Annotated in this window: 15 protein-coding genes and 1 pseudogene; 11 read left to right on the top strand and 5 right to left on the bottom strand. The window is 72.2% G+C overall.

Translation table 11 applies throughout. From position 1 onward, the window contains the following. Positions 1 to 53 precede the first annotated feature (53 nt). The gene (locus ACZ32T_RS04895; RefSeq protein WP_467365361.1) at positions 54 to 1,544 is read right to left on the bottom strand and encodes a PucR family transcriptional regulator; all 1,491 of its coding nucleotides are present in this window, start codon (positions 1,542 to 1,544) and stop codon (positions 54 to 56) included. Positions 1,545 to 1,659: 115 nt separating this feature from the next. Here ACZ32T_RS04895 and ACZ32T_RS04890 point away from each other — a divergent pair, with 115 nt between their 5' ends. From ACZ32T_RS04890 to ACZ32T_RS04860, 7 genes are all read left to right on the top strand, one after another. Then, positions 1,660 to 3,123, top strand: a complete 1,464-nt coding sequence (locus ACZ32T_RS04890; RefSeq protein WP_467262831.1) for a sodium:solute symporter family protein — start codon at positions 1,660 to 1,662, stop codon at positions 3,121 to 3,123. An 85-nt stretch (positions 3,124 to 3,208) separates the two neighbouring features. After that, positions 3,209 to 4,177, top strand: coding sequence for an agmatinase (gene speB / locus ACZ32T_RS04885; RefSeq protein WP_467262830.1), 969 nt, complete (start codon positions 3,209 to 3,211; stop codon positions 4,175 to 4,177). Then, on the top strand, positions 4,174 to 5,856 hold the full coding sequence (locus ACZ32T_RS04880; protein WP_467365359.1) for a thiamine pyrophosphate-binding protein: 1,683 nt from the start codon (positions 4,174 to 4,176) through the stop codon (positions 5,854 to 5,856). The genes speB and ACZ32T_RS04880 overlap by 4 nt, the downstream gene beginning before the upstream one ends. A 221-nt stretch (positions 5,857 to 6,077) precedes the next feature. After that, positions 6,078 to 6,941, top strand: coding sequence for a serine hydrolase (locus tag ACZ32T_RS04875; RefSeq protein WP_467365357.1), 864 nt, complete (start codon positions 6,078 to 6,080; stop codon positions 6,939 to 6,941). Positions 6,942 to 7,189: 248 nt separating this feature from the next. Then, positions 7,190 to 10,882, top strand: coding sequence for an ABC transporter ATP-binding protein (locus ACZ32T_RS04870; protein ID WP_467365667.1), 3,693 nt, complete (start codon positions 7,190 to 7,192; stop codon positions 10,880 to 10,882). A gap of 101 nt (positions 10,883 to 10,983) precedes the next feature. Continuing rightward, positions 10,984 to 11,427 carry a hypothetical protein gene (locus ACZ32T_RS04865; protein ID WP_467262827.1) on the top strand — a complete coding sequence of 148 codons (444 nt, stop codon included), beginning with the start codon at positions 10,984 to 10,986 and terminating at the stop codon, positions 11,425 to 11,427. Between the two features lie 77 nt (positions 11,428 to 11,504). Further along, a complete protein-coding gene (locus ACZ32T_RS04860) occupies positions 11,505 to 12,986 on the top strand; it encodes a S28 family serine protease (protein ID WP_467365354.1) in 1,482 nt (493 codons plus the stop codon). Positions 12,987 to 13,025: 39 nt separating this feature from the next. On the opposite strand, the pseudogene ACZ32T_RS04855 reads toward ACZ32T_RS04860, so the two are convergent. The 4 genes and pseudogenes from ACZ32T_RS04855 to ACZ32T_RS04840 form a co-directional block, all read right to left on the bottom strand. Further along, positions 13,026 to 13,295 (bottom strand): annotated as a pseudogene (locus ACZ32T_RS04855) (hypothetical protein); the annotation flags it as partial. A 72-nt stretch (positions 13,296 to 13,367) separates the two neighbouring features. Beyond that, positions 13,368 to 15,224 carry a glycoside hydrolase family 3 protein gene (locus ACZ32T_RS04850; RefSeq protein ID WP_467365352.1) on the bottom strand — a complete coding sequence of 619 codons (1,857 nt, stop codon included), beginning with the start codon at positions 15,222 to 15,224 and terminating at the stop codon, positions 13,368 to 13,370. Positions 15,225 to 15,516: 292 nt separating this feature from the next. Beyond that, the gene (locus tag ACZ32T_RS04845) at positions 15,517 to 16,305 is read right to left on the bottom strand and encodes a sugar phosphate isomerase/epimerase family protein (protein ID WP_467365350.1); all 789 of its coding nucleotides are present in this window, start codon (positions 16,303 to 16,305) and stop codon (positions 15,517 to 15,519) included. Positions 16,306 to 16,364: 59 nt separating this feature from the next. Continuing rightward, positions 16,365 to 17,432, bottom strand: coding sequence for a LacI family DNA-binding transcriptional regulator (locus tag ACZ32T_RS04840; protein ID WP_467262823.1), 1,068 nt, complete (start codon positions 17,430 to 17,432; stop codon positions 16,365 to 16,367). 110 nt (positions 17,433 to 17,542) lie between these two features. On the opposite strand from ACZ32T_RS04840, the gene ACZ32T_RS04835 reads away from it, so the two are divergent. From ACZ32T_RS04835 to ACZ32T_RS04820, 4 genes are all read left to right on the top strand, one after another. Next, positions 17,543 to 18,694, top strand: coding sequence for a Gfo/Idh/MocA family protein (locus ACZ32T_RS04835; RefSeq protein ID WP_467262822.1), 1,152 nt, complete (start codon positions 17,543 to 17,545; stop codon positions 18,692 to 18,694). After that, positions 18,691 to 19,833 (top strand): dihydrodipicolinate synthase family protein, encoded by a 1,143-nt coding sequence (locus ACZ32T_RS04830; RefSeq protein ID WP_467262821.1) that lies wholly within the window; start codon positions 18,691 to 18,693, stop codon positions 19,831 to 19,833. Before ACZ32T_RS04835 ends, ACZ32T_RS04830 begins: the two co-directional genes overlap by 4 nt. Next, on the top strand, positions 19,830 to 20,663 hold the full coding sequence (locus ACZ32T_RS04825) for a sugar phosphate isomerase/epimerase family protein (RefSeq protein WP_467365348.1): 834 nt from the start codon (positions 19,830 to 19,832) through the stop codon (positions 20,661 to 20,663). The genes ACZ32T_RS04830 and ACZ32T_RS04825 overlap by 4 nt, the downstream gene beginning before the upstream one ends. A gap of 309 nt (positions 20,664 to 20,972) precedes the next feature. Next, entirely contained in the window at positions 20,973 to 22,910 is a 1,938-nt protein-coding gene (locus ACZ32T_RS04820) for a glycosyltransferase family 2 protein (protein ID WP_467365346.1), read from the top strand. Positions 22,911 to 22,990: the final 80 nt, after the last annotated feature.

Raw genomic sequence — 22,990 nt, 5'->3', positions numbered from 1 at the left:
AGGGCGCGTGAATTATGGCCCGGGAGGGATCTCGTCACCTCAGGCCGCCGGGTTCACGCACGAGCGGACCCGTGATCCCGCAGCGCGAACCACAGCTCCGTCCGTACGTCCATGTCGTCCAGGTCCGCGTCCAGCAGCGCCGCGCACCGGGCGATGCGCTGGCGGACCGTGTTGCGGTGGACCTTGAGGGCCACCGCCGTGCGGTCCCAGCTGCCGTGGAGGCTCAGCCAGCAGCGCAGCGTCTCGGCCAGCGGCCCGGTGAGGGGGGCCAGCAGGGTGCGGGCGTGGGCCTCGGCGCGGTCGGGCGGGACCAGGGCCGCCAGGCCTCCGGTGCCGGGGCGGTGCGTGGTCAGCGCGGTGCGGGTCGCCTCGGCGTGGCCCAGGGCGCGGGCCGCCTGGGTGTCGGCGTCGGGCAGGGCGGTGACCGGGGCGGGGCCGGAGACGCCGAGGGTCCAGCCGGGCTGCGTGGGCACCGCCTCACGGCGGCCGGGGAGCAGGACCCGTACCGTCTCGCGGTCCACGTCCGAGAGGGCGGAGCCCAGGGCGGCACCGAGGGCCCCGGCGTTCAGCGGGCCGGCCGGGGTGCCGTCGGCGCGCCGGGCGTGGACCACCGTCCAGGAGTCGCCGTCGCCGAGCAGCGGGGCCACGTCCTGCGGGGCCGCGCCCAGCAGCAGCCGTACGAGCGCCGCCGAGCGGCTTGCGGCGTCGGCGCCCTGGTGCGGGGCGGTGAGCAGGGAGAGCAGCACGACGGCGATGCCCGCGACGGTGTGGTCGCCGAAGTCGCGGCGGGGTGTCGCCAGGGCGAGGGCCAGCCCCTGACCGCCGCCGAGCGCGTACGCGAAGAGGTGGGTGCCGCCCCGGGTGTCGGTCGCCGACGACGGGTTCGGCTTACGCTCCGGGGCGGGGTTCGTGCCGGGGGAGGACCCGGGCGCCACCACCCGGGCCAGCCGGGTCAGGGCCGTCTGCACATCCGGTGCCGGGCGCCCGCCCGCCGCGTGCAGCACGCCGCCGTCGGCCGTGAGCAGCGCGACCCGGCCCTCCAGCTGTACGGCGAGCTGACGCAGCACCGCGGGCACCGGGTCCGGGCGGGCCGCCGCCGTCGCCAGGGCCTGCTGGGCCCGGGTCACCCGGCGCAGCTCGCGGTGCCGGGCCTCCGCCATGAGCCGCCACACCGCCTGGGCGATCGCGGTGAAGCGGGTCTCCGGAGGAACCTCCAGGAGGGGGAGGCCGTGCCGGTCGCACGCCTCCACCAGCTCCGCCGGCACCGTGTCGTGCACCGGTGCCACCCCGAAGCCGAGCGCCGCCGCCCCCGCCTGCACCAGCCGTGCCACATAGGTGTCGGCGTCAGTGAGCTGCACCCCGGCGCTCAGCAGCAGTTCACCGCCGAGCAGATACGGATACGGGTCGGCCATCTCCGAGGTGTGCACCCAGAGCAGATCCGCGTGGTCCGGACCCGCGATCCGTCGCAGCCCGAGCTCCTCCCGGGCCAGCAGTTCGGAGAGGGCGATGGGAGGGGCCGGTGGTCCGGCGGGGGAGTCCGGCATGGACGGTCCATCCATTCAGCTTCATGAGGATGGAGGAAACGTACACTTCAGCGTCGGCTTCCGGCCACCTACCGTCTTCACGAACCTGTTGAACGCGTGGAACGGAGGGAAGCCCATGGCTGTCGACTACGCGGTGATCGTGGTCTATCTGGCCGGCATGCTCGCCATGGGCTGGTGGGGCATGCGCCGCGCCAAGTCCAAGAGCGAGTTCCTGGTCGCCGGCCGGCGCCTCGGCCCATGGATGTACTCCGGCACCATGGCCGCGATCGTCCTCGGCGGTGCCTCGACGATCGGCGGCGTGGGCCTCGGCTACCAGTACGGTCTCTCCGGCGCCTGGATGGTCTTCACGATCGGCCTCGGGCTGCTCGCCCTGTCCGTCTTCTTCTCCGCGCGCATCGCCCGGCTGAAGGTCTACACCGTCTCCGAGATGCTCGACCTGCGCTACGGCGGCCGTGCCGGGGTCATCTCCGGTGTCGTCATGTGGGCGTACACGCTGATGCTCGCGGTCACCTCGACCATCGCCTACGCCACCATCTTCGACGTCCTGTTCGACGTGAACCGCACCGTGGCGATCATCCTGGGCGGCACCATCGTCGTCGCGTACTCGACGCTCGGCGGCATGTGGTCGATCACGATCACCGACATGGTGCAGTTCGTCGTCAAAACCATCGGCGTCCTGCTGCTGCTCCTGCCGATCGCCGTCGTCAAGGCCGGCGGCTTCGGCGAGATGAAGGCGAAGCTGCCGACGGAGTACTTCGACCCGCTGGGCATAGGCGGCGAGACGATCTTCACGTACGTCCTGATCTACACGTTCGGCATGCTGATCGGCCAGGACATCTGGCAGCGCGTGTTCACCGCCCGCAGCGACCGCACCGCACGCTGGGGCGGCACCGTCGCCGGTACGTACTGTCTGGTCTACGCCGTCGCCGGTGCCGTCATCGGGACGGCGGCCAAGGTGATGTACCCGAAGCTGCCCAGCGCCGACGCCGCCTTCGCCACGATCGTGAAGGACGAACTGCCGGTCGGCGTACGGGGACTGGTGCTGGCCGCCGCCCTCGCCGCGGTGATGTCCACCTCCTCCGGCGCCCTGATCGCCTGCGCGACCGTGGCCAACAACGACATCTGGTCGCGGCTGAGGGGCGTGGTCGCCAAGGGAAGCGGCGAGGAGCGGGACGAGGTGAAGGGGAACCGGGCGTTCATCCTGATCATGGGCGTCGCCGTCATCGTGATCGCCATCGCCCTCAACGACGTCGTCGAGGCGCTGACCGTCGCCTACAACCTGCTGGTCGGCGGGTTGCTGGTGCCGATCCTGGGGGGCCTGCTCTGGCGCCGGGGCACGGCGGCGGGCGCGCTGGCGGCCGTGGCGGTCGGCGGCGTCGCGGTGATCGGACTGATGGCCGCCTACGGAATCCTCGCCAACGAGCCGGTCTACTACGGGCTGATCGCCTCACTCGCGGTGTACGTCGTCGTCTCGCTGGCGACCAGGCCGACCGATCCGGCCGTGCTGACCGCCTGGCGCGAGCGCCTGGCCGGGCGGGGGACCGACGACCCGGCCGCCCCGGATCCGGTGGCCGTCTGACCAGCCGGTACCGGCTCCCTGAGAGACTCAACAGCGTATGAACGCCCACAAGGCGCGCATGGCACAACGAAAGGCACCCGCACCCATGAGCAGCAACGAATCGCCGCGCGGCCCCGTCGACTCCTCCCGCGTCCCGCGGTACGCCGGGCCCGCGACGTTCGCCCGGCTGCCCCGGCTCGACGAGGTCGGCACCGCCGACGTCGCCGTCGTCGGAGTGCCCTTCGACAGCGGCGTCTCCTACCGGCCCGGCGCCCGCTTCGGCGGCAACGCGATCCGGGAGGCCTCGCGCCTCCTGCGCCCCTACAACCCGGCGCAGGACGCCTCCCCCTTCGCCCTCGCCCAGGTCGCCGACGCGGGTGACATCGCCGCCAACCCGTTCAACATCAACGAGGCCGTCGAGACCGTCGAGGCGGCCGCCGACGACCTGCTCTCCACCGGCGCCCGGCTGATGACGCTCGGCGGCGACCACACCATCGCGCTGCCCCTGCTGCGTTCCGTCGCCAAGAAGCACGGGCCCGTCGCCCTGCTCCACTTCGACGCCCACCTGGACACCTGGGACACCTACTTCGGTGCCGAGTACACCCACGGCACCCCGTTCCGCCGCGCCGTCGAGGAGGGCATCCTCGACACGGAGGCGCTGTCCCACGTCGGCACGCGCGGCCCGCTGTACGGCAAGCGGGACCTCACCGACGACGCCAAGATGGGCTTCGGCATCGTCACCTCCGCCGACGTCATGCGGCGCGGCGTCGACGAGATCGCGGACCAGCTCCGGCAGCGCATAGGCGGCCGGCCGCTCTACATATCCATCGACATCGACGTCCTCGACCCGGCGCACGCCCCCGGAACCGGCACCCCCGAGGCCGGCGGCCTCACCTCGCGTGAGCTCCTCGAGATCCTGCGCGGACTCTCCTCCTGCCACCTCGTCTCGGCCGACCTGGTCGAGGTAGCCCCGGCGTACGATCACGCCGAGATCACTTCCGTCGCCGCCTCGCACACGGCGTACGAACTGACGACGATCATGTCCCGCCAGATCGCGGAGGGCCGCACCCAGTGAGTCACGACCACGACGACCGGCCGCAGCTCACCCCCGCGCAGGCCGAGGCGGCGCTGAACCCCCCGCCCGGACGCAACGGCGGCGACCTCGTCGTCGAGACCCTCCAGGGACTCGGCGCCACGACCGTCTTCGGGCTGCCCGGCCAGCACGCGCTCGGCATGTTCGACGCGCTGCGCCGCTCCTCGCTCCCGTACGTCGGACTGCGCGTCGAGAACAACGCGGGCTTCGCCGCCGACGCCTACGGCCGGATCACCGGTGAGGTGGCGCCGCTGCTCCTCTCCACCGGCCCGGGCGCCCTGACCTCCCTGGCCGCGCTCCAGGAGGCGGCAGCCGCGTCCGCGCCCGTGCTCGCGGTGTCCAGCCAGATCCCCACCCCGGGACTCGGCGGCGGACGCCACGGCTACCTGCACGAGCTCCGCGACCAGAAGGCGTCCTTCCGCGACATCGTGAAGTCCGTGCACACCGTACGTACGGCGTCACAGATCCCCTCCGCGATCGCCGCCGCCTGGGAATCCGCCCTGACCGCCCCGCACGGCCCGGTCTGGGTCGAGATCCCGCAGGACGTGCTGCTCGCCGAGACCGTCCTGCCCGTCGTCAGCGCGCTCGACGCCACCCCGCGCGAGCTGTACCCGCGCCCCGAGCTGACCCTCGTCGCCGCCCACCTGCTGTCGAACGCCGAGCGGCCGGCGGTCGTCGCGGGCGGCGGAGTCGTACGCTCCGACGCCTCCGGCAAGCTGCGCGCCCTCGCGGAGAAGATCAACGCCCCGGTCGTCACCACCTTCGGCGGCAAGGGCGCCTTCCCCTGGGAACACCCGCTCTCGCTCCGGTCCTGGCTGGAGGACCGGCACACCACGGACTTCCTGGAGTCCGCGGACGTGCTGCTGGTCGTCGGCTCGGGACTGGGGGAACTCTCCTCGAACTACCACACGTTCGCCCCGCGCGGCCGGGTCATCCAGATCGAGGCCGACGCCGGGAAGCTGGAGTCCAACCACCCCGCGCTCGGCATCCACTCCGACGCCCGCGAGGCCCTCGCCGACCTCCTGGACGCCGTGGAGCCCCGCGAGGACGACACCGCGCCCGAGCGCGTCCGGGAGCTGCTGGAGCGGGTCCACGCACGCATCGCGGCGCAGGACCTCACGCTGGAGCAGCAGGTGCTGGCCTCGGTCCGCGAGGCGCTGCCCGACACCTCGCCCAGCTTCTGGGACATGACGATCCTCGCCTACTGGGCCTGGTCCGCCTTCGACGCCCGCCGCCCGAACACGATGCACTCGGCCCAGGGCGCGGGCGGCCTCGGCTACGCCTTCCCCGCCGCGATCGGCGCGGCCGCGGCCGATCCGACGAAGCCGGTGCTCGCCGTGTCCGGAGACGGCGGTGCGATGTACTCGATCGCCGAGCTCGCCACCGTGCGGCAGTACGACCTGCCCGTCACCTGGCTGATCGTCGACGACGGGGGCTACGGCATCCTGCGGGAGTACATGACGGGCGCCTTCGGCGAGGCCACGGCGACCGAGCTCTCCCGCCCGGACTTCGTCGCCCTCGCCGAGTCCTTCGGTGTCCCCGCGGTCCGTACGACGCCGGAGACGCTCGCCGTCGACCTCGGCAAGGCCCTGGCCGCCCCGGGGCCCGCGGTCGTCGTGCTCCCCGCGCTGCTGAAGATGTTCGAGCCGACGCACCTCTGATCGCGGCCACCGCCAGGTCCCGGGCCGGCTTCCGGCCCGGCCAGGCGGTGGGCGCCGGCGTGGCGTCGGTCACCGATCCCGGCCCGGAGGCCTTGCGGCGCGGGACCCGCGCCAGGACGTCCCTCCCGCCTGTGGCCCAGGCCATAGCTCGTTTTGTCCGTTCCGCGCATCATGTCCGAGTGCTCCGCAGGGGCGACCGACGAGACAGCGCGGAGGACCGTATGACTCACCAGTGGATGACCCGGTACTCCCGTGCCGCGCTCGGCGCCGCCCTGATCGGTGGCGCTCTCGCCCCGGCGGCCGTGGCGTCGCCCGCCACCGCGGCCCCGGCCCCCGCCGTCTCCTGCGCCTCGGACCGGGCCGGGCTCGCCGCGAAGATGTCCAAGGACATCACCTCTGCCCTTAAGGGGCACAAGTCCACCACCGCCCTGGCGGTGCAGGACCACCGGACGCGTACGAGCTGCACGCTGCGCCCCACCCAGCAGGTGGACTCGGCGAGCGTCGTCAAGGTCACGGTCCTCGCGGCGCTGCTCTGGGACGCGCAGAAGACGGACCGGCCGCTCACCCCGCACGAGAGCAAGCTCTCCACAGCCATGATCACCGAGTCGGACAACGACGCGACCACCGAACTCTGGGACGAGCTCGGCCCCGCGAAGGTCAAGGGCTTCCTCAAGGCCGCCGGAATGACCCGTACGGCACTGGACGCCAAGGGCGCGTGGGGCCTCACCCAGATCACCGCCCAGGACGAACAGCGTCTGATGACCCTGGTGACGGCCAGGAACAAGGTCCTCGACGACCGCTCGCGTACCTTCCTCCTGGACCGGATGCGCAAGGTCGTGCCGGAGCAGCGCTGGGGTGTCCCGGCCGGTGCCCCGGGCGACGCGACGGTCCAGCTGAAGAACGGCTGGCTGGAGCGGTCCACCCACGGCTGGCGGGTGCACAGCGTCGGCGCGTTCAGCGGCAGGGGCCACGACTACGTGATCACCGTGCTCACGCAGGACAACAAGACGATGGAGGACGGCATCGACACCATCCAGGCCGTCTCCGAGGCCGTCCACAAGGACATCGGGCCCGCCACCGGCTGAGCGCCCCGGTCCTAGGACCCCCGGTCCCCGGATCCGCCCATCGGCTGAGAATTGTTGCCGGAGGATGAAATCTTCGGCCGGCCGCGTTGGAGACATGCGGCAGGCCCAGGCGGGGCGAAGGGGCGACACAGGAGGCACGCGTGGGCGCGGAGAAACAGGGCGCGGAGAAACAGGGCGCGGAGAAACGGAGCGCGGCGGCGCAGGATCCCGGAACGCCCGCCCCGGAGACACCGGGGTGGGGCCGGCGGCTGAGCGGATACGCGTGGCGCTACCGGCGCAACGTCGTGCTGGCGCTCGGCTCGTCGCTCGCTGGCATGGCCGTCATGGCGCTCGTCCCCCTCATCACCAAGGTGATCATCGACGACGTCGTCGGCAGCCACACCCGCTCCCTCGGCGTGTGGACCGGACTGCTCATCGGGGCCGCAGTCCTCGTCTACATCGCCACCTTCATCCGCCGCTACTACGGCGGACGGCTCGCCCTGGACGTCCAGCACGACCTGCGTACCGAGATGTACGGCACCCTCACCCGGCTCGACGGGAAGCGGCAGGACGAGCTCTCCACCGGGCAGGTCGTCGGGCGGGCCACCAGCGACCTCCAGCTGATCCAGAGCCTCCTCTTCATGCTCCCGATGACCATCGGGAACATCCTGCTCTTCCTCATCTCCCTGGTGATCATGGCGTGGCTCTCGCTGCCCCTGACCCTCGTCGCCCTCGCCGTCGCCCCCGCGCTGTGGTTCATCGCCCGCCGCTCCAAGGCGCGCCTCTTCCCGGCCACCTGGTACGCCCAGAGCCAGGCCGCCGCCGTCGCCGGAGTGGTCGACGGCGCCGTCTCCGGCGTCCGGGTCGTCAAGGGGTTCGGCCAGGAGGAGCAGGAGACCGGCAAGCTGCGTGAGGTCAGCCGCAGGCTCTTCGCGGGCCGGCTGCGCACCATCCGGCTGAACTCCCGCTACACCCCGGCGCTCCAGGCCGTCCCCGCGCTCGGCCAGGTCGCGATGCTGGCCCTCGGCGGCTGGCTCGCCACCAGGGGCGAGATCACCCTAGGTACGTTCGTCGCCTTCTCCACCTATCTCGCCCAGCTCGTCGGCCCGGTCCGGATGCTCGCCATGGTCCTCACCGTCGGCCAGCAGGCCCGCGCCGGTGTGGAGCGCGTCCTGGAGCTGATCGACACCGAGCCCTCCATGGAGGACGGCACCAAGACGCTCCCGGCCGACGCCCCGGCGAGCGTCGAGTTCGACGACGTCCGCTTCGGCTACGACGAGGACCGGCCGGTCCTCGACGGCTTCTCCCTCACCATCGAGCCCGGCGAGACCGTCGCCGTCGTCGGCGCATCGGGAAGCGGCAAGTCGACCGTCTCGCTCCTGCTTCCCCGCTTCTACGACGTGTCGCACGGCGCCGTCCTGGTCGGCGGCCACGACGTCCGCGAGCTGACCCAGGACTCGCTGCGGGCCGCCATCGGGCTCGTACCGGAGGACAGCTTCCTCTTCTCCGAGTCCGTCGGCGCGAACATCGCCTACGGGTACCCGGGCGCCACCCGGGAACAGATCGAACGCGCCGCGAGCGCCGCCCAGGCGCACGGCTTCATCTCCGAACTGCCGGAGGGCTACGACACCAAGGTCGGCGAACACGGGCTCACCCTCTCCGGTGGCCAGCGCCAGCGCGTCGCGCTCGCCCGCGCCATCCTCACCGACCCCCGCCTGCTGCTCCTCGACGACGCCACCTCCGCCGTCGACGCCCGGGTCGAACACGAGATCCACGAGGTCCTGGCACAGGTCATGGAGGGCCGCACGACCCTGCTGATAGCCCACCGCAGGTCCACGCTCGGCCTCGCCGACCGCATCGCCGTACTCGACCGGGGCCGGCTCGCCGACATCGGCACGCACGCGGAGCTGGAGCGGCGCTCGGCGCTCTACCGCCGGCTGCTCACCGACCCGGACGAGCTGGGCGGCGCCTCACCCGGGCACCAGCCGTCGGTCACCGCCGAACCGGAGGACGACCGCGCGCTCCTGGAGGAGCTGGACGCGGAGTTCGACGCCGAGCGCGGTCTCACCCCCGGGCTGTGGATCCGCAAGGAGGAGCGGCGCGACGCGGCGGCCGCCGGTATGCCCGCCACCCCCGAGCTGCTCGCCCAGGTCGAGGCGCTGCCGCCCGCCACCGACGCCCCCGGCATCGACGAGGCGAGCGCCGTGCGACCGGAGAAGTCGTACGGCCTGCGCAGGCTGCTGCACGGCTTCGGGGCCCCGCTGCTGGTGAGCCTGGCGCTGGTCGCCGTCGACGCGGGCATGGGACTGCTGCTGCCGGTGCTGATCCGGCACGGCATCGACGACGGCGTCACGAAGATGGCGCTCGGCGCGGTCTGGGCGGCGGCCGCACTCGGTCTGCTCGCCGTCCTCGTGCAGTGGGCGGCCCAGACCGGTGAGACCCGGATGACGGGCCGCACCGGCGAACGCGTGCTCTACTCCCTGCGGCTCAAGATCTTCGCCCAGCTCCAGCGGCTCGGCCTCGACTACTACGAGCGCGAGCTGACCGGCCGGATCATGACCCGGATGACCACGGACGTGGACGCGCTCTCCACCTTCCTGCAGACCGGCCTGGTCACGGCCTTCGTCTCCCTGGTCACCTTCTTCGGCATCACGGTCGTGCTGCTCGTCCTCGACATCCAGCTGGCCCTGGTCGTCTTCGCGACGCTTCCGCTGCTGATCGTCGGCACGTTCTTCTTCCGCCGCAAGAGCGTCAAGGCGTACGAGCTCGCCCGTGAGCGCATCAGCGTCGTCAACGCCGACCTCCAGGAGTCCGTCTCCGGTCTGCGGATCGTCCAGGCGTTCCGGCGCGAGCACGACGGCGCCGAGCGGTTCGCGGCACGCAGCGACCACTACCGTCAGGCCCGGGTGCGCGGTCAGTGGCTGATCTCGGTCTACTTCCCGTTCGTCCAGCTGCTGGCCTCCGTGGCGGCGGCCGCCGTGCTGATCGTCGGCGCCGGCCGTGTCGACAACGGCACGCTGACCACGGGCGCGCTGGTGGCCTATCTCCTCTACATCGACCTGTTCTTCGCTCCCGTGCAGCAGCTGTCCCAGGTCTTCGACGGCTACCAGCAGGCCAGCGTCTCCCTCGGCCGGATCCAGGAACTCCTGCGCGAGCCGACCTCCACGGCCGACCACGACGAGCCGGTGGACGTCACGTCGCTGCGCGGCGAGATCGCCTTCGAGAACGTCTCGTTCGCCTACGCCGACGAGGAGGAGGCCCTCACCGGCGTCGATCTGCGGATTCCGGCAGGCCAGACGGTCGCCTTCGTCGGCGAGACGGGCGCGGGCAAGTCCACGCTGGTCAAGCTCGTCGCCCGGTTCTACGACCCGACGAGCGGACGGGTCACGGCGGACGGCACGGATCTGCGGCAGCTCGACAGGACGGCGTACCGGCACCGGCTCGGCGTCGTGCCGCAGGAGGCCTACCTCTTCGAGGGCACCGTCCGCGACGCCATCGCGTACGGACTCCCCGAGGCCACCGACGCCCAGGTGGAGGCGGCGGCGCGGGCCGTCGGCGCGCACGACATGATCGCCACCCTGGAGGACGGCTATCTGCACGAGGTCGCCGAACGGGGCCGCAACCTCTCGGCCGGCCAGCGCCAGCTGATCGCGCTCGCCCGCGCCGAGCTGGTCGACCCGGACATCCTGCTCCTCGACGAGGCGACGGCCTCCCTCGACCTCGCCAGCGAGGCCCAGGTCAACCAGGCCACCGACCGGCTGGCAGGACGGCGCACCACCCTGGTGGTCGCCCACCGGCTGACGACGGCGGCGCGCGCCGACCGGGTCGTGGTGATGGACCGGGGCCGGGTCGCCGAGGACGGCACGCACGCCGAGCTGCTGGCCAGGGAAGGCGTGTACGCCCGGCTGTGGCGCACCTTCATAGGAGAGGGCATAGGGGAGGACGCCCCGGCGGGTGTGTGAGCCATCCCCGCAACTGAACGCCGGCTTCCCGCGTCGTACACCCATGCGTACGTGTGTCTGACGGGGGTCGGTATGTTCGAGTGGTGGATGGGGTGGACCGTGTGGCGAGACAGCTGAGGTCATCGGGACGGACGGGACCGAAGCGGCCCGGGCCGGCGGCGGGCCGCCGCCGCACGGCGGTGTCGTTCCTCCTCCTGCCGCTGTTCGGAGCCCTGGTGCTGGTGACCGGCCCCGCCGGGCAGGCCCCGGCGCAGGCCGCGTCGCCCTGCTCCGGACGGCTGATCAAGTCGGTGTCGTTCTCCACCGGTTCGCTGCGCGTCTACAAGAGCCGCGCCTACGCGTGCGCCGTCACGGTCGCCAAGAAGCCGGGCGCGCGCCGGGCGATGCGGGTCTCGCTCCAGCCGCGCGGCGGCCGGGCGGTCGTCGACAGCGGCAGGTTCACCAAGCTGGCGGGCCCGGTCACGGTGCACGCGCTCAACCGCTGCGTCCGCGCCTCGGGTTCGATCGGGGGATCTTCCGGCGCCACCGGGTGGATCGGGTGCTGATGTGCGAGTGGGTCTGGCGTGACGGGTGTTACCACCGCTAGGTTCACGGCCACTGTCGTGAATCAAGGGGAGGGTGCATGCGCAAGGCGCTCAGAGGCGTTCTGTCGCTCGCGGTGCTCATAGGCACAGTGAGTGCGACCGGAGCCTCGGCCGGTGCGGCCACAGCCGCGGAACCGGCCGCGAAGCAGAGCAGCGGCCTCAGCAGCAGCGAGAGCAGCAGCGCGGACGTCAGGGACCGCATCCTGGCCATCCCGGGCATGAGCCTGATCGAGGAGAAGCCCTACCCGGGCTACCGCTTCTTCGTCCTGAACTACACCCAGCCGGTCGACCACAGGCACCCGTCCAAGGGCACGTTCCAGCAGCGCCTCACCCTGCTGCACAAGGACACGACCCGGCCCACGGTCTTCTTCACCAGCGGCTACAACGTCTCGACCAACCCCAGCCGCAGCGAGCCCACGCAGATCATCGACGGTAACCAGGTCTCCCTGGAGTACCGGTTCTTCACCCCGTCCCGCCCGGCCCCCGCCGACTGGTCGAAACTCGACATCTGGCAGGCCGCCAGCGACCAGCACCGGGTATTCAAGGCACTGAAGAAGATCTACTCCGAGAACTGGCTCACCACCGGCGGCTCCAAGGGCGGCATGACCGCCACCTACTTCGAGCGCTTCTACCCGAAGGACATGGACGGCATCGTCGCCTATGTCGCTCCCAACGACGTGGTCGACAAGGAGGATTCGGCGTACGACCGGTTCTTCGCCGGCGTCGGCACCAAGGAGTGCCGGGACCGGCTGAGCGGTGTCCAGCGCGAGGCCCTCGTCCGCCGCGAGCCGCTGGAGAAGAAGTTCGAGGCGTACGCCGCCGAGAACGGCCTGACCTTCGACACCGTCGGCACGCTCGACAAGGCGTACGAGGCCGTCGTCATGGACTACGTCTGGGCGTACTGGCAGTACAGCATGCTCGCCGACTGCGACTCCGTCCCGGCCGACGCCCCGAACGCCACCGACCAGGAGATCTGGGACTCCATCGACGGCATCTCCGGCTTCTCCGCCTACGCCGACCAGGCCCTGGAGACGTACACGCCGTACTACTACCAGGCGGGCACCCAGCTCGGTTCGCCCGACATCGAGCAGCCCTGGCTCGGGAACCTGAGCCGCTACGGCTACCAGCCGCCGCGCAACTTCGTGCCCCGCTCCATCCCGATGAAGTTCCAGCCCTCGGCCATGCGTGACGTGGACAGCTGGGTCCGGAACAACGCCAGGCACATGCTGTACGTCTACGGCGAGAACGACCCGTGGGGAGCCGAGCCCTTCCGCCTGGGCCGCGGCGCCCGTGACAGCTACGTCTACACGGTGCCCGGCGGCAACCACGGCTCCAAGGTCGCCGGCCTCGTCGCCGACGAGAAGGCCAAGGCGACCGCCGCCATCCTGCGCTGGGCCGGGGTCGCACCCGCGGCCGTCGAGGCCGATCCGGCGAAGGCGAAGCCCCTCGCGAAGTTCGACGCGCGCCTGGACGTGCGTGACGCCGAACTCCAGCGGGACCGGGGCAACCTGCGGCCGTAGGGCCGCTCGGCACCGAAGTGGGCTGGGCCTGCCGGATGTTCACATCCGGTGGGCGCAGCCCACCGGCATGTCCCCGCCCAGCCGCACATACAGATCCGTGGTGCCGGGACAGAGCGCGCGTCGCGCCACCGCCGAGCCGACCGTCAGCGGGCCGCCGCCCTGCCCGGGATCGCCGGGGCGCGGGGGCTCCAGGTTGCGCATGCACGCGTACCCGCGGGGCGCGGCGGGGCTCCCCGACGGGGCGGGGCCGCCGGGGGAGACGTGCAGGACGAAGTCGGCCGGTGGCGGGCAGGCCGGCCCGTCCGACGGCGGTGCACCCAGCGTGACCCGCCGGAGCGGGCGCACGCCAGGTGCACGGGTGTTCTTAACTCATTGGGATGGTTACGGCGAGGGTGTGGCGTAGCTCCGGTACGACAGTCCGAAGCCGACGGGGTACAGCGCCTGCGCGGGCGCGTCCGCCCGCTGCACCGGGACCGGCAGCCTGCCCTCCGGACGGACCCGCCCCGCGATCACACGAGCGGCGGCCCGCAGCTCGACGTCCGTCCAGGAGTACGTGGCGAGGCTCGCGGCGTAGCCCGTACCGGCCAGGTGGGCGATGTCGTACGGATTGCGGATCGCGACGGTGATCACCGGGACGCCGGTAGCCGCGAGCGCGCTGACCAGGGTGCGCTGGCTGCTGGTCGCCGTGACGTTGTACGTCCCCACGACCACCGCGTCCTTGCCACGGGCCGCGGCCACCGCCTCGGCGATCTTCGCCTGGGTCGGGGCCGTGCCCGTCGACAGCGCCGTCGTCGCGTACCCCAGCTCCTCGAACGCTCCGGCGAGCGTCGTCGTCGGGGGCCCCGTCGTGCCGGAGGGGGAGGCCGGATCGGCCCCGACCACCAGGAGGTTCTTGTGGGACCGGCGTGAGAGGGGCAGCAGTGAGCCGGTGTTGGCCAGCAGCGTCGTCGTCCGCTCGGCGATCCGGTCGGCGGCGGCGAGGTGCGAGGGGATGCCGACCGTGCGGTCGACGCCCCGCCGGGTGACGTACGGGTCGCGGAACAGCCCGAGTCTCGTCTTCAGACGCAGGATGCGCAGAATCGATTCCTCGATGCGCGCCTCGCTGATCTCGCCGCTCTTGACCGCGTTCAGGACAGCGTTCCAGGCGACATCGAGGTGCGGCGGGTTGAGCAGCTGGTCGACCCCGGCCAGCAGGGCGAGGACGGGGACGCGTTCGTCGCCGTACTTCGTGCGGACGCCCTCCATCCCGAGCGCGTCGGTGACCACGACCCCGTCGTAGCCGAGCTCCTCGCGCAGGATGCCGGTGAGGATGGGGCGGGAGAGGGTCGCCGGGTCCTCGGACGGGTCCAGGGCGGGCACCACGATGTGGGCCGTCATGATCGAGTCGATGCCGGCGGCGACGGCTGCCCGGAACGGCGGGGCGTCCAGCTCGGCCCACTGCTCGCGGGTGTGCGAGATGACGGGCAGACCGGTGTGGCTGTCGGTGCTGGTGTCGCCGTGGCCCGGGAAGTGCTTGGCCGTGGAGGCGATTCCGGCGCTCTGATACCCCTTCACCTGAGCGGTGACCATCCCGGCGACCGACTCGGGGTCGGAGCCGAAGGAGCGTACGCCGATGACGGGGTTGGCCGGATTGACGTTGACGTCCGCGTCCGGCGCGTAGTTCTGCTTGATGCCCAGCGCGGCCAGCTCCGCCCCCGCGATCCGGCCCGCCGCGCGGGCGTCGGAGCGCGAACCGCCCGCCCCCAGAGCCATCGCACCCGGCAGCAGGGTCGCGGGCTCACCGACGCGGCACACGATGCCGTGCTCCTGGTCGGTGGAGACGAGGAGCGGCAGCGGAGTGGGACCGGCGAGCCCGGCCCGCTGGATGCCGTTGGAGAGGGCGGCGATCTGGTGCGGGTCGCGGGTGTTGTGCGCCCAGGCGAAGTAGATGATTCCGCCGACGTGGTACGTGGAGATCAGCTCGGCGGCGTCGCGGACCCCGATCTCGGCGAGGTTGGCGTCGATGTCCGCCTGGTCGGGTTCGGTCGCGGAGTGCCCGTACACCCGCATCACGAAGAGCTGGCCGACCTTCTCCTCCAGGCTCATCCGGGCGATGAGCCGCTTGAGGCGGCTGTCCGTCGAGGTGCCCGTCGTGGCTGCCTGCGCGGCGCCGGGGAGAGCGGCGACGCCGGAGGCCGCGGCTGCGGCGGTCGCCGCGGTGGCGGTGAGGAGGGTGCGTCTGGAGGTGCGGTGGTGCACGTGAGCCCCTTCCGGTGCTGAAAGAAACTTCCAAGAAGGTACGGATATATGGAAAGTAACTACCAGTCAAGGGGGCGGCCCGAGAACGGGCGTGACACGCGGGACAAGGGGCGGACATGCCCGGTAATGCGTGCGGCGGCAGGCTCATCGGTCCCCGGCCGGGCCGGACGGCCCGCCGTGGCGGCGTCCGTCCTCGCCCCCCGGCTCGGCGCGCCGCGGCGACGGGTGCCGAGCCGACGGGAGCGACCGAGTGCCACGAACACCGCGCCGAGCGAGGTGGCGCTGGTCCGGCCTACTGCTTCGGCGCGCCGAGCCGCAGGATGTGCTCCCGGCCCGCCGCCAGCAGGTCCGGCAGGTCCGCGGCACCGGCGTACCAGCGCTTCTCGTACTCCCAGCAGACCCAGCTGTCCTGGTCCAGCGCGTCCAGGCACGCCTTCAGCGGCAGCACCCCGGCGCCGAGGGCGAGCGGCACGGTGTCCTCGGCCGAGGCGATGTCCTTCACCTGTACGTAGCCCAGGTGCGGTGCCAGCACCGCGTGGCTGGCCACCGGTTCCTCGCCGGCCAGCCAGGTGTGCATGACGTCCCAGATCGCGCCGATCTGCCCGTGTCCGACCGTGCCCACGACCCGGGCCACGTCGGCCCCGGCGCGGTGCGAGTCATGGGTCTCCAGCAGGATGCGTACGCCCAGGTCGGCGGCGTGCGGCGCGGCGGCCCCCAGGCGCCGCGCGGCGATCGCGTCGGCCTCCGCGGGGTCCTGGTCCCCGCCGCCGGGGAACACCCGGACGTTCGCCGCGCCGAGGTCGCGCGCCAGCTCCACCAGCTCGGCGAGCGCGGCGATCGCCGGCCCGTCCTCACCTTCGGCGGCCACGCGCACATACCCGGCGACGGTGAGGATCTCGACCCCGCCGCGCTTGAACTCCTCGGCCACGGCGGCCCGTTCGGGCGAGGTCAGGCCGGGGTGGACCGGCTCCTCGGGATGGGCGCGCAGCTCCACCCCCTGGTAGCCGTTCCCGGTGGCGAGCCGCACCACGTCCGCCACGGGCATCCCCGGGACTCCGAGGGTGGAGAAAGCGAGCTTCACGGTGTCTGTCCTTTCATCGGTGCGGTCTGACCAGTACCCGTGTTCGAGGGGGAGATTCCTCAGCTCGGCCGGGGCGGCGCCGTCGATCCGCGTTCCATGAGCTCGGCGGCGATGGTCGCGGTGCCTCCCGCCGGCGGTGTCTCCTTGCCCATCGCCAGCCGGCCGGCCCGCGCCCCCGCCTCGAAGAGCGGCAGCCGTACGGTCGTCAGGGCGGGTACGGCGTCCACGGAGAACGGCAGATCGTCGAAGCCGGCCACCGAGATGTCCTCGGGGATGCGGAGCCCGCGCTCCCGGACCGCCGCACAGGCACCGAGTGCCACGGTGTCGTTGGCGGCGACGACGGCCGTCACGTCCGGTTCCCTGCGCAGGAGTTCGAGGGTGGCGTCGTAGCCGGAACTGCGGTCGTACGGGCCGTGGACGGTGACGCTCTCCTCGTCCCCGTACAGCCCCGCCGCCTTCATGGCCTCGCGGTGCCCCTCCAGCCGGTGCCGGGTCGTGGTGCGTTCCAAGGGCCCGGCGACGTAGCCGATCCGGCGGTGGCCCAGGGCGATCAGGTGCTCGGTGAGGCGCCTGGCGCCGCCCCGGTTGTCGAAGGTCAGCGCGGCGACCACCGCGTCGGTGCCCGGCAGCGGAGGGCGCCCGCAGAAGACGATCCGGGTGCCGGCGTCCGCGAGCTTGGCCAGTTTCACCGCCATCGCGGCCTGGTGCGCAGGGTCCTCCAGCGCGCCGCCGGTGAGGACGACGGCCGCGGCGCGCTGCCGCTGCAGGAGGGTGAGGTAGGTGAGTTCGCGCCCCGGGGAGCCGCCCGTGTTGCACACGACGGCGAGCTTCTCGCCGCCCGCCCGGCCGGTTCCGTCGCCCGGGCCGCCGATCTCGCTCTGCGCCGCTCCGGCCATGATGCCGAAGAACGGGTCGGCGATGTCGTTGACCAGGATGCCCACCAGGTCGGAGGTGGCGGCGGCGAGCGAGCTGGCCGGGCCGTTGAGTACGTAGTCCAGATCGTCCACCGCGCGCAGGACCCGTTCCCGGGTGGACGAGGCCACCGGGTAGTTGCCGTTCAGGACGCGGGACACGGTGGCCGGGGACACCCGGGCGCGGGCCGCTACGTCCGCCAGGGTGACTGTCATCGCTCTCCTCCGAGGAGTTGTGGAGCGGCCCCCCTTGTCCGGGCCACTGTCGGCAGGCTAGCGTCTTACCGCATAGAAAGCGCTTGCTACGGCTGTATGGAGGAACTTTCGTGACACGCAGGACAGTGCGCATCGCCATGAACGGCGTCACGGGACGCATGGGATACCGACAGCACCTGGTGCGCTCGATCCTCGCGATCCGCGAGCAGGGCGGCCTCGACCTCGGTGACGGCGACGTGCTGTGGCCCGAACCCGTGCTCGTCGGCCGCCGCGCCCACGCCCTTGAGGCACTCGCCGAGCAGCACGGCCTCACCGAGTGGTCGACGGACCTGGACGCGGTGCTCGCCGACGAGTCCATCGACATCTACTTCGACGCCCAGGTCACCTCGGCCCGCGTCGAGGCCATCAAGAAGGCGATCGCCGCCGGCAAGCACATCTACACAGAGAAGCCCACCGCCACCGACGTCGAGGGCGCGCTCGAACTGGCCCGCCTCGCCCGTGACGCCGGCATCAAGCACGGTGTCGTCCAGGACAAGATCTTCCTCCCCGGCCTGCTCAAGCTGAAGCGCCTCATCGACGGCGGCTTCTTCGGCGAGATCCTCTCCGTGCGCGGCGAGTTCGGCTACTGGGTCTTCGAAGGGGACTGGCAGGAGGCCCAGCGCCCCTCCTGGAACTACCGTGCGGAGGACGGCGGCGGCATCGTCGTCGACATGTTCCCGCACTGGGAGTACGTCCTGCACGAGCTGTTCGGCCAGGTCACCAGCGTCTCGGCCCACGTGCAGACGCACATCCCGCAGCGCTGGGACGAGCAGGGCAAGCCCTACGCCGCCACCGCCGACGACGCCGCGTACGGCACCTTCCAGCTGGCCGGCGGCGCCGTCGCCCAGATCAACTCCTCCTGGGCCGTGCGCGTCAACCGCGACGAGCTCGTCGAGTTCCAGGTCGACGGCACCCACGGCTCCGCCGTCGCGGGCCTGCGCAACTGCCGCGTCCAGCACCGCTCGGCCACCCCCAAGCCGGTCTGGAACCCCGACCTGCCGGTCACCGAGCCCTTCCGCGACCAGTGGCAGGAAGTCCCCGACAACGCCGAGTTCGACAACGGCTTCAAGGCCCAGTGGGAGCTGTTCCTCCGCCACATCGTCCTCGACGAGCCCTACACCTGGGACCTGATGGCCGGCGCCCGGGGCGTCCAGCTCGCCGAGCTCGGCCTCAAGTCCTCGGCCGAGGGCCGCCGCTTCGACGTCCCGGAGCTGAGCCTGTGACCATCCACCTCCCCCAGGGGCCCTACGAGCCCCGGGCCACCCCGCTCGACCTGGCGCCCGCCGGGACTCCGCTCGCCTCCCGTACGGTCTTCTCCGCCGCCCATGTCGTCGCCGACCCGGGCGCCGACATCAGCCCCGACGACCCCGCCGCCGTCGACTGGGACGCCACCCTCGCCTTCCGCCGCCACCTCTGGTCGCACGGCCTGGGCGTCGCCGAGGCCATGGACACCGCGCAGCGTGGCATGGGCCTGGACTGGGCGGGCGCCGCGGAGCTGATCCGCCGGTCGTCCGCCGAGGCGAAGGCGGTCGGCGGCCGGATCGCCTGCGGCGTCGGCACCGACCAGCTCACCGGCCCCGCCACCCTGCCCGAGGTGCGCGCCGCGTACGAGGAGCAGCTCGCCCTGGTCGAGGAGAGCGGCGCCCAGGCCATCCTGATGGCGTCCCGCGCGCTGGCCGCCGCCGCGAAGGGCCCCGAGGACTACCTGGAGACGTACGCCCATCTCCTGCGCCAGGCCACGGAGCCCGTCGTCCTGCACTGGCTCGGCCCCATGTTCGACCCGGCACTGGAGGGCTACTGGGGCAGCGCGGACCTCGACGCCGCCACGGACACCTTCCTCAAGGTCATCGCGGAACACCCGGACAAGGTCGACGGCATCAAGATCTCGCTCCTGGACGCCGAGCGCGAGATCGACGTCCGGCGCCGTCTTCCCGGCGGGGTGCGCTGCTACACCGGCGACGACTTCAACTACCCCGAGCTGATCGCGGGCGACGACCGGGGCTTCAGCCACGCCCTGCTCGGCATCTTCGACCCGCTCGGCCCGCTGGCCGCCCACGCGGTGCGCGCCCTGGACACCGGGGACACCGTGGGCTTCCGGGCCCTCCTGGACCCCACGGTCGAGCTCTCGCGCCATCTGTTCGAGACCCCGACCCGCTTCTACAAGACGGGCGTGGTGTTCCTCGCCTGGCTGGCGGGCCACCAGGACCACTTCACGATGGTCGGAGGCATGCAGTCCGCCCGCTCGCTGCCGCACCTGGCGAAGGCGTACGAACTGGCCGACCGCCTCGGTCTGTTCCCCGACCCCGAGCTGGCCGAGGCCCGGATGCGGGCGCTGCTGACCGTTCACGGAGGAAGCCGATGAGCACCGAACTGTCCCGCCTGTCCATCAACCAGGAGACGGTCCGGCAGCTCTCCCTGCCGGAGCTCGTCGAGGGCTGCGCCAAGGCGGGCATCGGCCAGGTCGGCCTGTGGCGCGCGCCGGTGCAGGCGTACGGCGTCGAGCGCGCCGGCCGCCTGATGAAGGACGCGGGCCTCACCGTCACCAGCCTCTGCCGCGGCGGCTTCCTCACCGCGACCGACCCCGCCGGACGCGCCCGCGCGCTGGACGACAACCGCGCGGCGGTCGACGAGGCGGCGGGCGTGAACACCGACACCCTCGTGCTGGTCTCCGGCGGGCTCCCCGAAGGGGAGAAGGACCTGTACGCCGCCCGGGAGCGCATCGCCGACGCGCTGGGCGAGCTCGCCCCGTACGCCGCCGAGCGCGGCGTCCGTCTCGCGATCGAGCCGCTCCACCCGATGTTCGCCTCGGACCGCTGCGTCGTCTCCACCCTGTCCCAGGCCCTCGACCTCGCCGAGCGCTTCCCGGCCGAGCAGGTCGGGGTGGTCGTCGACGCCTACCACATCTGGTGGGACGACCAGGTGCCCGCGCAGATCGCCCGGGCGGGCGCGGGCGGCCGGATCCACTCCTTCCAGCTGGCCGACTGGATCACTCCGCTTCCGGCGGGAGTCCTGGTGGGCCGGGGCCAACTGGGCGACGGGAGCGTGGACTTCCGCGCGATGCGCCGGCAGGTCGAGGCGACGGGCTTCGACGGGCCGATCGAGGTCGAGATCTTCAACGAGGAGCTCTGGGCCCGCGACGGAGCCGAAGTGATCGCGGAAGTCGCCGCCCGGTACCTGGAACACGCCTGCTGAGAGCGGGTCGACGACTCGAAGGTAAAGAGATCGTCAAGGCGTGCAACCTTTACGTACCTTGCCCGGTCGTACTCAGCGTCGGGACTTCCGGGGAGGGGTCCGGGGGGATCGGGAAGCCCGACGGAGGGGGAAAGCGAGGGGGGTCCGGCCTGTGGGCCGGGCCCCATTCCGCTTGCATGAGCCGTCCGTGAGCTGTCCGTGAGCCGTCCGGACGGTTCCGGGACCGGATCAGGGTTTCGTCCCCTCGTCGTCCGGGCCCGGCAGTGAGGGTTCGGATGCCCTGCGCCCGCCAACGTGAAGGTCCGTGGAATGCCGAGAGTCAAAGTCAGCGTGATCGTTCCCGTGTACAACACGGGGAAATACGTCGACGAGTGCGCCCCGTCGCTGCTCGGCCAGAGCCTTCCGGCCGACGAGTACGAGGTCATCTACGTCGACGACGGCTCCACGGACGACACCCTGGCACGGCTGGAGAAACTGGCGGCCGGGCACGACCAGGTCCAGGTGCACACCCAGCCCAACTCCGGCTGGCCGGGCGCGCCGCGCAACCTCGGCATGCGGCACGCCAGGGGCGAGTACGTGCAGTTCGTCGACCACGACGACAAGCTCGGCCCCGAGGCCCTGGAGCGGCTGTACGAGCACGCTACGCGCAACCGGTCCGACGTGGTGATCGGCAAGATGTCCAGCACGATGGTGCGGCCCCGGAGGCTGTTCCGGTACACGCTGGACAGCTGCACGATCGAGAACGACGAGCTCATGCAGAGCATGTCGCCGCACAAGATGTTCCGGCGGGCCTTCGTCGAGCAGCACGGGCTGCGCTTCCCCGAGGGCCCGTGGATCATGGAGGATCTGGCGTTCGTCACCGCCGCCTACCTGAAGGCGGAACGGATCTCGGTCCTGGCCGACTACCCCTGCTACTACTGGATGAAGCGGGACGACGGCGGGAACAACACCCGCCACCGGTTCAACCCCCGGCACGGGTTCTGGCCCAACCTCCGTACCGTCATCGGGCAGGTCAAGGACGGCACCAGCCCCTCCGACGACGTCGACGCCCTGCAGAACCGGCTCCTGCACCGGCTCTACCACGTCGAGGTCCTGTCCAGGGCCCGCGAGCCCGAGATCCTGCGGGAGGACCCGGCCGAGCAGCGACAGCGGTTCGAGACGGCCCGTGAGGTGGCGTCGGAGGAGTTCCCGCCCGCCGTGCGGCGTGGGCTGCCCGCGGTGAGCGGGGTGCGGGCCGAACTGCTGGAACGCGGCGACTTCGCCGGAGCGGTCGCGTTCGCGGAGCACGTCCGGACCGTGACGGCCCGCAGCGAACTCGGCGCACCGCACTGGCAGGACGGCGGCCTCGTCGCCGACGTCACGCTGGACCTGCTGCGCGGCGACGGCGAGCCGCTCGTCCTGACCGAGCGCGACGGGACGTGGTGGCTCGACCCGGAGCTGCTGACCGGCGTACCGGGGGCGGAGGACGGATGGGAGGTCCGCGACCCGCTCCGGATGGCGTACGCGGAACTGGTCGTCAAGGACCGCGACCGGGAGGACTGGTGGTACCCGGACGGCGACCTGGAGGTCCGGCTCCAGCCGCTGGGGGAGGGCCGGTCCCGGCTCCTCGCCTCGGGGCGGCTCCGCCTCGACCCGCGGGGACTGGCCGGCGGACGGCGGCTGGAGCGCGGGGTCTACGACGTGTGGGCGTTCGTCAGTCTGCTGGGCATCGACCGGATGGTCCGCGTGACCGGCCAGGGCGCCCCGGGCGGACCGGCGGCGGGTCCGGCGCTGACCGGCGGCCGGCTGGCGCTCCCGTACCGGACCGCCGGTGTCGGCCAGCTCGCCCTCGACATCGACCAGCGCCTGCGGAGCTTCGGCCCCGACACGGCAGGTGCCGCCGCGGCCAACGCCGTACGCGGCGGGCGTTCGCTCCCGTTGCCGTACGTGGCGGCGGGCCCGGGGGACCCGGCTCCCGTCAAGGTCACCGTGTCCGCCCTGACGGTCACCGCCGAAGTGGTTCCCGCCGCCGACGGGCCGACGGCGCTGCTGCGCCTGCCCGCCCGCCTGAAGCTCCCGGACGGACGCCACCCGGTCACGCTGCCGAAGGCGGACGCGCCGGTCGCGTACGCCGTGGTCCGCGGCGGCACCCTGCTCCGGCTGGAGGGCCCGGCGTACGAGGCGGGCGCCGGACGCCGGATCCTCGACACGGTCGCCGACAACGGCCGGGTCCGGCGCGTCCGCCGACGGCTGGGCCGGTCGGGCTGAGCCGGCGAGGGGCCGGGCACCCGCCGGCCAAGCACGCTCGCGACCGTAGAGGGAGGGGAGGCGGTGCGAACGGTGCTCGG

It is taken from the genome of Streptomyces sp. NPDC023573, assembly GCF_055559735.1.
The sequence above is the reverse complement of the archived record's forward strand: the minus strand, read 5'-3'. Positions and strand labels throughout refer to the sequence as shown.

Coding starts and splice junctions, on each gene's coding strand:
- ACZ32T_RS04820 (WP_467365346.1), top strand. CDS start 20,973: ATGCCGAGAGTCAAAGTCAGCGTGATCGTTCCCGTGTACAACACGGGG.
- ACZ32T_RS04840 (WP_467262823.1), bottom strand. CDS start 17,432: ATGACAGTCACCCTGGCGGACGTAGCGGCCCGCGCCCGGGTGTCCCCG.
- ACZ32T_RS04875 (WP_467365357.1), top strand. CDS start 6,078: ATGACTCACCAGTGGATGACCCGGTACTCCCGTGCCGCGCTCGGCGCC.
- ACZ32T_RS04895 (WP_467365361.1), bottom strand. CDS start 1,544: ATGCCGGACTCCCCCGCCGGACCACCGGCCCCTCCCATCGCCCTCTCC.
- ACZ32T_RS04890 (WP_467262831.1), top strand. CDS start 1,660: ATGGCTGTCGACTACGCGGTGATCGTGGTCTATCTGGCCGGCATGCTC.
- speB (WP_467262830.1), top strand. CDS start 3,209: ATGAGCAGCAACGAATCGCCGCGCGGCCCCGTCGACTCCTCCCGCGTC.
- ACZ32T_RS04860 (WP_467365354.1), top strand. CDS start 11,505: ATGCGCAAGGCGCTCAGAGGCGTTCTGTCGCTCGCGGTGCTCATAGGC.
- ACZ32T_RS04825 (WP_467365348.1), top strand. CDS start 19,830: ATGAGCACCGAACTGTCCCGCCTGTCCATCAACCAGGAGACGGTCCGG.